General features: G+C 64.0%; 13 protein-coding genes. 4 read left to right on the forward strand and 9 right to left on the reverse strand.

Translation table 11 applies throughout. The annotated features are described in order from the left end of the window. Nucleotides 1-5: 5 nt before the first annotated feature. On the forward strand, nt 6-290 hold the full coding sequence (locus tag JF542_RS02750; protein ID WP_242533547.1) for a helix-turn-helix domain-containing protein: 285 nt from the start codon (nt 6-8) through the stop codon (nt 288-290). A gap of 16 nt (nt 291-306) precedes the next feature. Here the strand turns inward: JF542_RS02750 and JF542_RS02755 are convergent, their stop codons facing one another. Next, complete coding sequence (locus JF542_RS02755) at nt 307-519, reverse strand: hypothetical protein (RefSeq protein ID WP_207074654.1); 213 nt, start codon at nt 517-519, stop codon at nt 307-309. Between the two features lie 106 nt (nt 520-625). On the opposite strand from JF542_RS02755, the gene JF542_RS02760 reads away from it, so the two are divergent. After that, nucleotides 626-1,108 (forward strand): hypothetical protein, encoded by a 483-nt coding sequence (locus tag JF542_RS02760; protein ID WP_207074655.1) that lies wholly within the window; start codon nt 626-628, stop codon nt 1,106-1,108. A 24-nt stretch (nt 1,109-1,132) separates the two neighbouring features. Here the strand turns inward: JF542_RS02760 and JF542_RS02765 are convergent, their stop codons facing one another. The 3 genes from JF542_RS02765 to JF542_RS02775 all read right to left on the reverse strand — a co-directional run bounded on the left by JF542_RS02765 (nt 1,133) and on the right by JF542_RS02775 (nt 3,446). Further along, nucleotides 1,133-1,717: a hypothetical protein gene (locus tag JF542_RS02765; RefSeq protein ID WP_207074656.1), complete on the reverse strand. Its 585-nt coding sequence runs from the start codon at nt 1,715-1,717 to the stop codon at nt 1,133-1,135. Next, a complete protein-coding gene (locus tag JF542_RS02770; RefSeq protein WP_207074657.1) occupies nt 1,714-2,721 on the reverse strand; it encodes a hypothetical protein in 1,008 nt (335 codons plus the stop codon). Before JF542_RS02770 ends, JF542_RS02765 begins: the two co-directional genes overlap by 4 nt. Nucleotides 2,722-2,981: 260 nt before the next feature. Continuing rightward, the gene (locus tag JF542_RS02775; RefSeq protein WP_207074658.1) at nt 2,982-3,446 is read right to left on the reverse strand and encodes a hypothetical protein; all 465 of its coding nucleotides are present in this window, start codon (nt 3,444-3,446) and stop codon (nt 2,982-2,984) included. A gap of 866 nt (nt 3,447-4,312) precedes the next feature. On the opposite strand from JF542_RS02775, the gene JF542_RS02780 reads away from it, so the two are divergent. After that, nucleotides 4,313-4,999: a hypothetical protein gene (locus JF542_RS02780; protein ID WP_224886375.1), complete on the forward strand. Its 687-nt coding sequence runs from the start codon at nt 4,313-4,315 to the stop codon at nt 4,997-4,999. A 629-nt stretch (nt 5,000-5,628) separates the two neighbouring features. Continuing rightward, nucleotides 5,629-6,093 carry a hypothetical protein gene (locus JF542_RS02785; protein ID WP_207074659.1) on the forward strand — a complete coding sequence of 155 codons (465 nt, stop codon included), beginning with the start codon at nt 5,629-5,631 and terminating at the stop codon, nt 6,091-6,093. Nucleotides 6,094-6,218: 125 nt separating this feature from the next. On the opposite strand, the gene JF542_RS02790 is transcribed toward JF542_RS02785, so the two are convergent. The 5 genes from JF542_RS02790 to JF542_RS02810 form a co-directional block, all read right to left on the reverse strand. Continuing rightward, nucleotides 6,219-6,740 (reverse strand): acyloxyacyl hydrolase, encoded by a 522-nt coding sequence (locus JF542_RS02790; protein WP_040544961.1) that lies wholly within the window; start codon nt 6,738-6,740, stop codon nt 6,219-6,221. Between the two features lie 101 nt (nt 6,741-6,841). Further along, nucleotides 6,842-8,290, reverse strand: a complete 1,449-nt coding sequence (locus JF542_RS02795; protein ID WP_207074660.1) for a trehalase family glycosidase — start codon at nt 8,288-8,290, stop codon at nt 6,842-6,844. A gap of 89 nt (nt 8,291-8,379) precedes the next feature. Then, nucleotides 8,380-8,730, reverse strand: a complete 351-nt coding sequence (locus tag JF542_RS02800) for a hypothetical protein (protein ID WP_007791742.1) — start codon at nt 8,728-8,730, stop codon at nt 8,380-8,382. Between the two features lie 53 nt (nt 8,731-8,783). Then, a complete protein-coding gene (locus tag JF542_RS02805; protein ID WP_242533548.1) occupies nt 8,784-10,718 on the reverse strand; it encodes a caspase family protein in 1,935 nt (644 codons plus the stop codon). A 3-nt stretch (nt 10,719-10,721) separates the two neighbouring features. After that, nucleotides 10,722-12,752: MBG domain-containing protein (locus JF542_RS02810; protein WP_277988570.1), on the reverse strand; the 2,031-nt coding region annotated here is incomplete at its 5' end.

The raw sequence follows: 12,752 nt of genomic DNA on the forward strand, positions 1-12,752 counted from the left end.
AGGACATGGCGCGGCTTCTTGAGCGTCTTGGTTTCCCAGCGCGGCGAATGGCTCTCGCCGTGCTGGTGCTCATGCTCCGTCGCAACGGCGCGGTCTACACGATGGGCCACCTCATGGACCACATCGAAGAGATCGCGGACTACCGCCCGAGTGAGCTCGCCGTCAGGGACTCGGTGAAGCTGGCACGGAAGGTGTTGGTCAAGGCTGAGTGGCCGGTGACCATCCGCACCGAGTACGGCATTGGGTACAGCGTGAGCTGGCCAGCCGGCTGGAAGATGCCGGAAGGCTGACCGGGGATTGATAGATTCAGACTTTGATGTCGGCGAGCGCCTGGTAGGCGCGGGCCATCCTGGCCACGTCGCCCGACGCCAGCGCGTCTACGCCTTCCCGGATCGCGGGGTTGATCACCAACTGGATCGCGGGCTGTCCCGCGGCGCCGATGCCCTCATACGCGGGCAGAACTTCCTCGCGCACGCGGTGGATCGCAGCTGGTAGGGCATCTCCAAGTGTTTCGGGCATTCGTACCTCCGGCTCGGCTTACTTATCAAATACAGTAAGGGAGTAGATTGACCGCCGCAAGCTGCTTGCTTATCAAATACAGAAAGCAGACAGAAAGCGACGGTGCATGAGCGACGGTAAGAAAGCGGATGGCTTCAACGGGAAGTGGGCCATCATCACGGTGAATGAGCGCCTGCCGTCGAGAGGTGAGCAGATTGCCCGCGCCCGCGCCTGGGGCGTGACGGAATCCATGCATGGGGCGCGCGACGTTTCGGCGCTGATCGTTGACGACGTGACCGGAAAGCGCACCACCAACTGGCCGGCACTGCTGAAGGAGCGAGCGTCTTTCCTCGAGACCATGGCCACCAGCTTGTCTGCCGGCGATCAGGTTTTCTTCGCTACGCCGCTCTGCATCGGCTTCTCACCGGCTCACGCGCGGCAGGTGATTGAGCGGCTGTGGTCCTGCGGTATGCTGGTCTACGTCCACACGGTGCGGGGCAACGGCTCGGCGCTCTATGCTGAAGGCGACGATATCTCCGACCTGCTGGACATGGTGGCCGCCGAGCAGAATGCCGCCAACGTCCGCAAGTCGCGGAACAGATCCAACTGAGGAGGCTGGCGAGCTGGCCTGAGACTAGTTGCCTCTCGGGATCCGAGCTCCGAAGTCCTTCGGGGTCGCGAAACCAGTAGCGATATCTTCGCTCTTCGGAGCGGCTCGTTCCGTTCGTCTCACACTGTCGGCCAATGCCAGCTCGTAACGTGCGTCCAAGACTTTCTTGAATGCTCTGGATACTACCACAATGTGGTCGGCGCAAAGGCCCAGACAAAGGCTGACGAGACCTTGTACCAGTCGTTGTGGCAACTCAGCAGACCATGAGGGGAGGGAGGCCACCGGCAACCACGCGGGGAAGATGTTGAAGTCGATTTTGGGAAGGCCGAGCTGATAAACGATCACGCACAGTGCGCCGATGACGAGCACTGCTAGGGTGCGCGTCATCTTGGTAATCAGCGAATCCAGTTCAGATTTCAGTTCCCTCAACTTCGAAACCGTCCAAGCAGACGACAGAACATTTCCCACAAGAAGCGAGAGCGCCGCGAGGATCGCCGTGGCCATCAATCCGAAGAAGGTCACAAGCACACTGGCTACCCCATCAGTGAACGAGGCGACCGGGAGCATTGCCCCGAGCGCAAAGAACACTGATGAAATGAGCCAGATCATGATTGAAAGTCGCAGTCGATTTTTCCGGATGTTGACCAGGATCGTAGCAGCCCGACGATCACTCGCATAGCGTCCTCAGGATCGAGGAGGTCTTGGACTGTGTGCACATCGCGTTTCTCAGCAAGCCTGGCAAGCCCCTTTTTTTCTGTTGAGCCAGACGGGTCGCGGAGGCCAAACGATGCAGGGTGATGGTTCCTGAGAGCTTCTTCCAACTGCTTGCGAGCAACTGCGGCTTTCGCCGCTCGCTTCTTTGCCTTCTGCTTGAATACCATCTTGAATGTGCCTTCGATCCAGCCCTCCTCGGGCAGGCCAGCCTGAAGGCTCTCGATCTCTTCGTGCGACCAGCCCAATGTTTCGAGAACGTCAAAGACTGTCGTGCCATGGCCTTCTGCGCTACCGGCACCGCGTTCACTTGTGGTATCCACCTGGTCTGAGCTCATGCTTCGCTGAGGAGAGACAAAGAGCTCGCTTACCTCGTTTACCGTTGATCCGCCTTCAAGCTTCGCATTCAGGATCACCGGGTGACCTGGCTCAAGCTCTCCCGAGTCTTGGAGGAGCCGAGTGAGATACCGTTCCAACGTTCGAGAACGTGCTCGCTGCCCTTCGATCAAACCCACATGGTTGTGAACGATGGCGAAGTACAGGACGCCATCTACGACCCTCTGATCGTCGCCCATCGTTATGTTCCGAAGCTCGAGTTCCGAGATGTCCTCTTCGAGCGATTGCATGATTCCGGCGACGTCTGCGCCAGCGCGAATGTGCAACAACTGCCCGCAGAAAACCGGGCCATCCCAGAGCGCGGTGTCGTTCATCTTGTTGAGAATGACGTAGCTGCCGTCTTGATCCAGATCGATCTTCCGATGACGAACTAGCTGAGCGCGCGAGCCAGTCGCGCCCTTCGCTGAGCGCCGCAAGACATCCACGACTACATTCTTTAGATGAAATTGTTCGCCGAGTTTGTCCAAGTTCACGTAGCGATATTGGACGGTGGCCTTCTTAGTCACAAATTCTCTCCCTCATCAAACGTCGAGATCAAACCCCGATTCGGGCGCTTGAGGGAACCCATATCTAGTGTTTAGACCGGTATATTGCACAACGAACTGCGGTTTGCCGCGGCATACTCACTCTGCCACGATGCTCAGGAGCGTACGGAGATGATCGGCTGCATACCAATTCGCCTCGACCTGGCACGTCACCTGTAACGCTCTCTCGGCGGCGCTCGGCAGAAGGCCTGCCATCATCATGCTCCAGTCGAGTGAAAAATCTACTGCCACACCTCGGCAAGCAGGTCGTGCAGGCGCAGAAGAGAGGCCTGGGTGCGCGGCACCACATATTTGTAGGCGGGAGTATCGTAGTGGCCACGAATAATCGCGCCTACTCTGTCAGCGAGATCAAGCAGGTCATCGAGGTTTTCTTCGGAGACTTCGAAGTCGGCGGAGTAGCCAATGTGGCCCTCCTCTATTTCGCCTCCGTGCTCGGCAATCCATTGTGATACGCGGGCACTCTGCGGCACCCCACCCCCAAGTTTCACGCGGATACGGTCGCCATCTAGGACTTCAGCAAAGATCATGCAGAACCACAAGAATAGCTGCCCCTGAGCGTCATGGTCTCCGCGGCTTCGATCATCGACGATGAACGGCTGGTTGTTTTCAAGTTTCTTGTAGCGTTTATCGGCGAAGCCGTCGTACGCCTCGAAGAAAACCCTCTTCAGTTCAAGCCTTGTCGTCATATCTCACCTCGGTTTTCCCATACGCAAGGGCGTCACTCATCGACCACCCTCAGATACGGCTGCAAATGCTTGGCCGGATACGAGTTCTCGTAGTCCTGAAAGCGGATATTAAAGATCAAGGTGCCGGCCTTCCACCCCGGCCCGTCCCGGACGGTTCTAAGCGCTGCGTTCTCCTCATCGAAAAGCTTCACTAGGACCCTAGAGCCGATCACGAGGTGAGGGGGCGGCATCGCCTTGCTCGCCGCTTTCTTTCACGGGGATCGCCGGGCCCTCGCGGTAGCACTTTAGCGACCAGCTATTGCCGGGTAGGGCGCCGAGAGGAGGTGCGGTTCGGTTGGTCGGCAGGTGTCCCGCAGACGAAATTTGCGGGACACCTAGATCAGTAAAATATGGGCGAACTATACCCTGTCCGATTCCTAGGTCGCCCACCACTTTCTCCCTTCCTAAGCATACAAGACCAGCACTGATCTCTGATTACGGTAGGCCTTGATATTGGCTTGGCTCTCTTGCGGACCTGGCATCGCGGCGGCTGCCGTCGCGCCAGCGCTCGAGGTGAGGTCGTTTCGCGGCCCATCCCGAGCGGCACAGGAAAACGGCGCGCCTTCCAGCCCCATGCTCTGCCGACCCTAAGATCCTCTGATCTGCGCCTGTGGTCACTCCCGTGCTCTGCGCCAGCTTGCGGAGAGGCAACTTGCGACGAGTACGGGGCCTTCTTGTTAACGTTGCGTGCATAAAGGCTGCATCTGTCCACAAACCCGAAAATCCGGTGGTATGGTCTTCCCCTTGTTGGATATGGGGCAGGGAAATCTGCCTGCGCAGCGCTAACTCAGCCAGACATCGCCTGCCGTCACGTTGGAGACCCCGGAATGATCCTGCCCGACCACCCGACTTTGCATCCCCGGAACCTTCGACGTACCTTTGAGGCGCGGGTTCCGCAGAAGGCATTGAGGGATCTTTGGACCCGGCTGCGCTTCGGACCCGGCGCGCCTCTGAGCGACGAGTGCATCTTTGTTCGTCCCGGCGATGTGCGGCACGTCTATGCGCCCGACAAAAGCGCGTCTGCGCCGGTTTTCAAACGCCGCCACAGCGGCCTGGTCCGCGGGGGCGACTGGGATCTGTCGCGCGAGCCGCTCCCCGAAACCCGGGCCATGCGCGTGGTGCGGGACCATTTCGTGCACGGCATGAGCTGGGCGGACACCGGGATCGTGGACTACCATCTCGCCATCATTGCGAAGAAGGGCGTCTCCGAGGGGTTACGGTCGACAGAGGACATCATGGCACGGTACGAAACCTTCGACCGGGTCTTCGAAGAGGCCCAGCGGACCGGCAGGCTGCGCACGCGCCGCGAGCTTCCCGGATATTTCCGGCGGGAACACGAAGGCATCTACTTCCACATCGCCCGGGACGGAGAGCCCCTTCGCGGGGGCGGGGGGCGGCATCGTTTCGCGATTGCGAGCATCCTTGGGCTGGCCAGCGTGCCCGCGCAACTGGGTGTCATCCACCCCGAGGCGCTACGCGCCGGGCATCTGGAGCGCCTGCGCAGCCCCAGCTGAGGACCGCAAGACCCGGGGCGCAAGATCGCACTTCGGCAGGCACGTTTCATGGGTGCTCTCTTCGTGCGTGCCCGCAACCAAAGGAGAGCGGGGAGGCATTTCTTGCGTCGGAGCTGCTGTCCGGCGGAGGGTCGCAGATCCCGCCCGAGGTGCTGAGTCGGAATTGCTGCAAGCGGTGCGGGCGGGTAGGGGCCCGGCTAAAGTGCGGTCAGGCTGGCCGACCGGTGTCCAGAAGCTGGAACTTCCGGACACACTGACCGGCGAAAATCCGGGCGATGTGGCCTATGTCCAACTCCTTGGTCGCCCGGCACTTTCTTCCGTCCTGACCCGATAAGAGCCGGTGCACAGGCTTCACACGGGCGTGGGGGCCGCCTCTGGAAGAACATCCGCGTTCGGCACTGTTCGCTGTGGTCTGCCATTCGAAAGCGACTCAAACTTATGGTTTTTCTGAATCCTGCCGGAAGGCCATGCCACGTAATCCCGGCACCAATGCCAAGCATTCGCGTCCCAAACTAAACCTTCGGTGCCGGACACCCGACGGTTCGCTGAGCGGACAAAGCTGACCTTGCTCAATAAACAAATTTGTTCGAGTATCGCTTGCTGCAATTCGCAGAGAAGATGGAATTCAATTGGAAGATGTGCTGCTTACAATTGCCGCGTTTGCAGTCCATGTATCGCCCGCACTGGTTGCGTCGATTTGGGCCACCTTCTCAACGGTTCCCCAAGTAAAGAGCCTGATGACCCTAACCGCGAAACTCTTCGCCTTTGTGGTCGTTTCATTGTTTTCGTTTGTCTATTCTGCAGAGATCTCTTGCGAGGGTAGCGCGTTGAAGGGCTTTGTCCGGTGCTCATTGATCCCCATCAACATCGCAGGATTGGTGATACCTATCTACTTGCTGTCGGTAGGCGTGCTCGTGGCGTGGTTTCTTTTGGCGACAGCGCTATGCATCCGCGCGGAATTCGCCGCGCTCAAAGAAGCAAACGAAAGACATCAAGGGCTCTTTTCGGTCATTCGCTGTGCGAGGCACGAACGGCCGTTTTCCTCCTCCCAAGCGATTTGGGGCCGCGATCTGACACTCCCGCCTCCTTTTTAGGCATCTGACGCTCCCGCCTCCGCAGAGCTGCTGGACATTGCCCCCGGTCGATCCCGACCGGCAAAAGAAAACGGCCCGCCTCGCGGGGAGGGGGCCGTCCGGGTGGTTTGGATCGGGAGGCGGGGTCAGCGCAGCGGTATGCTGACCTTGAAATTCACCGTCTCGACGCCCGGGTTCTCATCATAGATCCCGGCGTTGGAGCGGTGGTCGTAGCTCACCGCGTAGCGCCAGCCGTTGCGGTTCTCGTAGCCCAACTCGATGCCCGAGCGGAATTCGATCGGGCCGCCCAGGTCGAAATCGTCAGCCGCGGCGTAGAGCCCGGGCATGGCGTGCAGCTCGGTGTAGAACGGGCTCTTTCCGAAGGTGGTGCCCCAGGTCCAGCCATAGCCGACCCACGAGCCGCTCTCCTCGCCCCAGGACAGGCCCACGGCCTGGCCGAACGGGCCGATCATGCGGGCGAAATCGTACCGCATCGAAACCTCGAAGCCCTCTTCGGCGCGCCGCTCGATCACGTTGCCGGCCGAGAATGAAAGCCGCGACTCCTGCTCGCCGGCCCCGAGGCAACCGGTTGGCGTGCCGCAGTAATTCGTTCCCATATCCGTCAGACCTGCTACCAGAAGCAGCACTGCAAAGGTGCCATCTGCCATCTTGACCTCCAACTGTCTTTGCCGACCTGCATGGCGCAGATCGGGCGCCAAGTCCAGCACGGGGCGCTGGCGACGCGCGACGTTGGGAGGGGGACAGGCGCTTAGCCGTCCTGCGCCGCAAGGTCGAGATAGACGCCGTTGGTCCAGCCGAAGCCGTCCTGCAGCTCGTATTCGCCGCCGCCACTGCGCGAGAGCGGGTCGAGCACGTTGTATTTCTCGACGAATTTTCCGGTCTCGCGGAACACCGTGTCACAGGTGGCAAGCCAGCGGGTGCGCAGGGTCTCGGCCAGCGCATCGAAGCCGTAGCGGCGCAGGCCCTGCACCGCGATCCATTGCAGCGGGGCCCAGCCGTTGGGGCTGTCCCATTGCTGGCCGCTCTCGATGTCGGTGGTCAGGAGCCCGCCGGCGCGCAGCAGGTGGCGCTCGGCCCAGTCCGCGGTGCGCGCGGCCTGATCGGGCGTCGCGGCACCGGCCCAGAGCGGGAAGAGCCCCGCCGCGCTGGTGATCGGGATGCGCCCGCCATCCTCGATCGAGAGGTCGAAGAAATAGCCGCGCGCCGGGTCGAAGAAGCGTTCCGAGAGAGCCGCGCGCCGGGTCTCGGCCGCGGCGGCGTATTCCGCGGACCGGTGCGGAGCCGTCATCGCGGAGGCTTCGGCCAGCAGCTCTTCCATGCGCAACATCAGGCAGTTGAGATCCACCGGCCAGATCCGCGTGGTGCGGATGGTGCCGAGATCCGCCGGATCTTTCAGCCAGCGCGAGGAGAAATCCCAACCGCTCTCGCAGGCGGCGCGCAGGTCGCGGAAAAATCGAGGATGGGCCTGCGCATGATTTTCCCAGTCGAGATCGGTGGCATACATCTCGATGCGCGGGCCATCGCCCGCATCCCAGTAGCGCGCCAGACCTTCGTGGTTGCGCGGCGTCTCCATGAAGAAGCGGTACTCGGCCTCCATCGCTGGCAGGTAGCGCGCGAAAGCGCCCGCCGGATCGCCGGTGGCGCGGCCGAAATCGGCCACCATCGAGGAAAAGAACGGCGGCTGCGAGCGGGTCAGGAAATACGAACGAAAGCCGTTCGGGATGAAGCCGATCTCGTTCAGGGCATGGTCGAAATTGTCGAGCATGTCGCGTACCAGCGCGGTCCGCCCGCTGCGCAGCAGCCCCAGCTGGGTGAAGTAGCTGTCCCAGTAATAGGCCTCTTGAAAGCGCCCGCCGGCGATCACGTAGGGATGGGGCAGGGGCAACCGCGTCGACCGCTCTTCCGTGTCGTCGGCGGGGCGGGTGAGATGCGGCCAGACCGCCTCGAGATGCTGCCGCGCGTCATGATCGGGATTGGTGTGGTAGGCGTCGCCGGGCGCTTGTGCCGGGACGAACCAGCGATCGTAGAAGGCCTGCAGATCGACATGACCCTCCGAACGCGCCCTGTCGTAGGCCGCGCAGATCTCCTCCGCCGGCGCCCGCAGGATCGAATCCGAGATCGCCTTTTCATCGACCCACAAGCCCGAGCAATGCAGATCGACGAACAGATCCTTCAGGCTCTGGTCGAGATATTCCATGCTGGGCCCTTCCCGGTCGCTTGCCTTTGTGCCTGTCTAGGCCAGCGGGCCGGAAAAGGACAATGGTGGGGCAGCAGAACACCCCGGTCTCAGAGCGCGCCTTCGTCGCCCATGAACATCACCGAGGGGTTCGATCCGTCACTCGAGACGAGACAGCGCCACGGCGCACCGTTGGCGCCGACGCGCAGGTAGACGGCGGTCGCAGCCTCGGAGAACTCCGAGCCCACGGCGGTCACGACGCCCTCGGTCATCGATTCGAGCTCGGCCCGGCAGGCGCTGATCGCTTCGTTGCTGACCGAGCCGTCGAAGGTGGTGATGAAGGGCGGGCCCGCCGGCGAGGCCTCCATCGGCGCGCTCGTCACGCTGCCGCTGTCCTCGACGCATCCCGCGAGCAGCGCGAGTGCTGTCAGCGCTGCGGTGAGCCTGAATGTCTTCGTCATGTCGGTGGTCCTCCGCTTGTGGTTCACGTGTCGTGGGGCCTCCGTCGCGGCGCTCAGTTCGCCAGCAGGGCGGCATCGAAGCCGCCGTTGCGCCACTTGGTGAGCGCGGCGGTGAAGTTCGGCCCCGGCAGCCCGTCGATGGCGCTGGCGTAGAAGCCCGCCTGCGCCAGCCGCGCTTGCACCGCCGAAAGCGTCTCGCGGGTCCAGTCCGCGCTGTTGCGGGTGAGCTGGGTCAGCACGGTGCCGTCATCCTCGGCCACCCCGCGCAATAGGGCGTCGGCGGCGGCATTCGGATCGCGCGCCACGCCGCGCCCCTCGTCGAGCAGGATGGCGGCGGCGAGATAGCCCTGCGCCTCGCCGTCGCGGGCGGCGCGGCGGAAATAGTCGAGCGCCTCGGCCGGATCGCCAAGCGCGCCGTCCTGCGCCAGCACCCCGAGGTTGAAGGCCGCCTTGGGCGCGCCCTCGGCCGCGGCGCGCTTCAGGAGTGCGATGGCGCGGTCGGCGTCCTGCGGCAGCAGCTTGCCCTCGAAGAGGGTGATCGCGAGGTTGATCATCGCGTCCTGGCTGCCCCCCTCGGCGGCACGTTCGTAGAGCCGCATCGCACCGGGGATGTCCTGCGCCATGCCGGTGCCGTTTTCCTTCAGCTGCGCGAGGCTGACCATGGCACGCAGGTCGCCGCGCTCGGCGGCGCTGAGATAGAGGTCGATGGCGCGCGACAGGTCGCCCGAGGCAGCGGTGGCACGGGCCAGCAGCGCCACGTAATGGCTGAGCTCCGGCGACTGGATCGCCGCCGCCGAGCAGGCCCGGATCGCCGCCACCGCGTTCTGTTGCAGGCGCGCGAAGGGCACGCCGGGATTGCCCGCAGTGGCGTCGCGCGGGTGGGTGGCAAGGCGCTCGCAGAGGGCGCCGTCGGAGGCGCTCTCGAGCGGCGGAAGAAGTGCGATCAGCCGCTGCGCCTCGGCGTGATGGGCGCCCTCGGGGTAGCGCTCGAGATACACCTCGAGCAGAGGGCGCAGGCGGCTGCGCCGGGCCAGCGCCCAGAACTTCTCTTCCTGTTCGCCCGACGCATCGGCCAGCCCCAGCGCGCGGGTGCTGAGGCCGGTATCGAGGAAGGCCAGCGCCTCTTCGGCATGGGCACCCTGCGGGTAGGTTTCGAGATAGAGCCGCAGGAGGTCGGGATCCTTGGCCCCGGTGGCCACCTGGTAGAACAGCGCCTCCTCGGACACCGTCACCGGGCTCTCGTCGAACATGAAGCTGCGGGTGAGCGACGAGTTCTCCCAAGGGATCTGCCGTCCGCCGGTGGCCGCCAGGACGTCGCGCCGCACCGAGATCATCAGCTCCGAGATGTCCTGCCCGGGGGTGTAGAGGTGGTGCAGCATGGCCTCGGTGAAGAAGCTGTTCCGTCCGGTGCCGTCATAGGCCACGTTGTCGGGCTGGGTGGCATAGGCGAAAAGGAAGTTCGCGTCCGTCCCCACCCGCGCCAGCCCGTCTCCCACCCCCGGCGCGTCCTCGAGCACCTGCCCGAACGGATTGTCACGGCAAGCGTCGAGGAAGATCAGCTTCATCCCCGGAGAGGCCTCCATCGCGCGCAGCACCTCGTTGATCGCCACCGTCTCCTCGGGAATGTCCGCTACGGTGCTGAGCGCGGCGTCGGTGGGCAGGAGGTAGTTGCGCCCGTCGACCTGGAAGGCGTGGCCGGCATAGTAGAACAGAACTACGTCGGCGCGCGCTGCGGCGGCGGCGAAATCGCGGGTGGTCTGGCGCATGCCCGCCTTGGTGAGGTTGCGACCGGTATGCACCTCGAACCCCAGCCCCTCGAGGGCCACCGAGATGTCGAGCGCGTCGTTTTGAGGGTTCTCGAGCCTGCCCACCGCCTCGTATTCGGAGTTGCCGACCACCAGCGCGACGCGGGTGTCGGCCAGGGCCGGTGCGGCAGCGAGGAAGAGCGCCGTGCAGAGCATTGCCAGCTGTCGTCTGGGGCGGGCCATGGCTCAGAGCCCCACCGCCCGCGACAACTCGATGCCGACGCTTTCGACGGCGGTCGAGATGCGGGTGATCGTTTCGGTCTGCACGCTGGCAAGCTCGGGATCGTCGGCCCGGACAAAGGCGATGGCCTTGCGGATCTCGTTCGCCGCGGTGTCGATTTCGGCGCGCGACTCGTTGATCGCGTCGCGGCGGATGGCCTCGCGCTCGGCTTCGGTGGTGGCCTCGGCCAGTCGGCTCTCGGCACGGGCGCGGGCGCCGTCGATGCCGCGCCGCGCGTCCTGCACGATGCGCGCCACGTCCTGCATCCCCGGCGGCAGGTCGCTGGCGATCTCGTCGAGCTCGTTGGCAAAGTCGTTCAGCGCGTCCGACAGGCAGGCGAGGTAGCGGCTCACGTCGGCACTGCTCTGGGCGCAGGCATCGGCGGCGACCTCGAGGGTCGTGGCGATCGGTTCGACCGCCGCGAGCGTGCGTCGGGCGTCATCCACGCTGGTCGAGGGGCCCGGCACCGCGAGCGTGGTGCCGTCGGGCTCGGTCGAGAGCGCGAGCTGGATCGTGTCGGTCGGGTTCGGCTGATCGAAATCCACCGGCAGGGTCGGCAGCGGCACGATTTCCTCGGTCCCGGCCTCGACCGTCATCGTGCCGTCGACAAGGGTGATGTCATAGTTCGACAGACCGGTGCCTTCCGGGCTGGAGATTGCGATCAGGTAGGGCCCGTCCTCGGCGCTGGCCTCCGCGTCCGCGCCGTCGCTCGACAGGCTGGCGCTGTCGACGCGGTCTTCGAACAGCAGCCCGGAGGTGGTGACCTCGGTCCCGGCGAAGGTGAAGGCCTCGCCATAGGTCTTCACCTGGTCGTCGGCGGTGATGGTGAGCGCTGCCGGATCGACGGTCATGGCCCCGTCGACATAGGCGATGGTGTAGTTCGTCAGGCCCGAGCCCGAGGCATTGCTTGCGGTGATGGCGTAGGGTGATCCGTCGACGGTGGCGGTGTCCGCCGCGCCGAGGCTGGCGAGATCGACGCTCTCGACGCTGTCCTCGAACAGCAGCCCGGAGGTGGTGACCTCGGTCCCGGCGAAGGTGAAGGCCTCGCCATAGGTCTTCACCTGGTCGTCGGCGGTGATGGTGAGCGCCGCCGGGTCCACCGTCATCGCGCCGTCGACATAGGCGATGGTGTAGTTCGTCAGGCCGGATCCGGACGCGTTGCTTGCGGTGATGGCGTAGGGTGATCCGTCGACGGTGGCGGTGTCCGCCGCGCCGAGGCTCGCGAGATCGACGCTGTCGACGCTGTCCTCGAACAGCAGCCCGGAGGTGGTGACCTCGGTCCCGGCGAAGGTGAAGGCCTCGCCATAGGTCTTCACCTGGTCGTCGGCGGTGATGGTGAGCGCCGCCGGATCGACGGTCATCGCGCCGTCGACATAGGCGATGGTGTAGTTCGTCAGGCCCGAGCCCGAGGCGTTGCTTGCGGTGATCGCGTAGGGCGATCCGTCGACGCCGGCGGTGTCCGCCGCGCCGAGGCTGGCGAGATCGACGCTGTCGACACTGTCCTCGAAGAGAAGCCCGGAGGTGGTGAACTCGGTCCCGGCGAAGGTGAAGGCCTCGCCGTAGGTCTTGACCTGGTCGTCCGCGGTGATGGTGAGCGCCGCCGGGTCCACCGTCATGGCACCGTCGACATAGGCGATGGTGTAGTTCGTCAGCCCGGAGCCAGACGCGTTGCTTGCGGTGATGGCGTAGGGCGCTCCGTCGACGCTGGCGGTGTCCGCCGCGCCGAGGCTGGCGAGGTCGACGCTGTCGACACTGTCGCTGAACAGCAGCCCGGAGGTGGTGACCTCGGTTCCGGCGAAGGTGAAGGCCTCGCCATAGGTTTTGACCTGGTCGTCGGCGGTGATGGTGAGCGCCGCCGGGTCCACCGTCATCGCGCCATCGACATAGGCGATGGTGTAGTTCGTCAGGCCCGAGCCCGAGGCGTTGCTTGCGGTGATCGCGTAGGGCGATCCGTCGACGCCGGCGGTGTCCGCCGCGCCGAGGCTGGCGAGATCGAC

Origin of the sequence: Salipiger bermudensis, assembly GCF_017309175.1 — a bacterium.
GTDB lineage: Bacteria > Pseudomonadota > Alphaproteobacteria > Rhodobacterales > Rhodobacteraceae > Salipiger > Salipiger bermudensis.

What these genes read in the sequence shown, in the direction of transcription:
- JF542_RS02800 (WP_007791742.1), bottom strand. Translation starts at nt 8,730, where the DNA reads ATGACGAAGACATTCAGGCTCACCGCAGCGCTGACAGCACTCGCGCTG.
- JF542_RS02755 (WP_207074654.1), bottom strand. Translation starts at nt 519, where the DNA reads ATGCCCGAAACACTTGGAGATGCCCTACCAGCTGCGATCCACCGCGTG.
- JF542_RS02750 (WP_242533547.1), top strand. Translation starts at nt 6, where the DNA reads ATGGCGCGGCTTCTTGAGCGTCTTGGTTTCCCAGCGCGGCGAATGGCT.
- JF542_RS02775 (WP_207074658.1), bottom strand. Translation starts at nt 3,446, where the DNA reads ATGACGACAAGGCTTGAACTGAAGAGGGTTTTCTTCGAGGCGTACGAC.
- JF542_RS02765 (WP_207074656.1), bottom strand. Translation starts at nt 1,717, where the DNA reads ATGATCTGGCTCATTTCATCAGTGTTCTTTGCGCTCGGGGCAATGCTC.
- JF542_RS02760 (WP_207074655.1), top strand. Translation starts at nt 626, where the DNA reads ATGAGCGACGGTAAGAAAGCGGATGGCTTCAACGGGAAGTGGGCCATC.
- JF542_RS02795 (WP_207074660.1), bottom strand. Translation starts at nt 8,290, where the DNA reads ATGGAATATCTCGACCAGAGCCTGAAGGATCTGTTCGTCGATCTGCAT.
- JF542_RS02790 (WP_040544961.1), bottom strand. Translation starts at nt 6,740, where the DNA reads ATGGCAGATGGCACCTTTGCAGTGCTGCTTCTGGTAGCAGGTCTGACG.
- JF542_RS02780 (WP_224886375.1), top strand. Translation starts at nt 4,313, where the DNA reads ATGATCCTGCCCGACCACCCGACTTTGCATCCCCGGAACCTTCGACGT.
- JF542_RS02805 (WP_242533548.1), bottom strand. Translation starts at nt 10,718, where the DNA reads ATGGCCCGCCCCAGACGACAGCTGGCAATGCTCTGCACGGCGCTCTTC.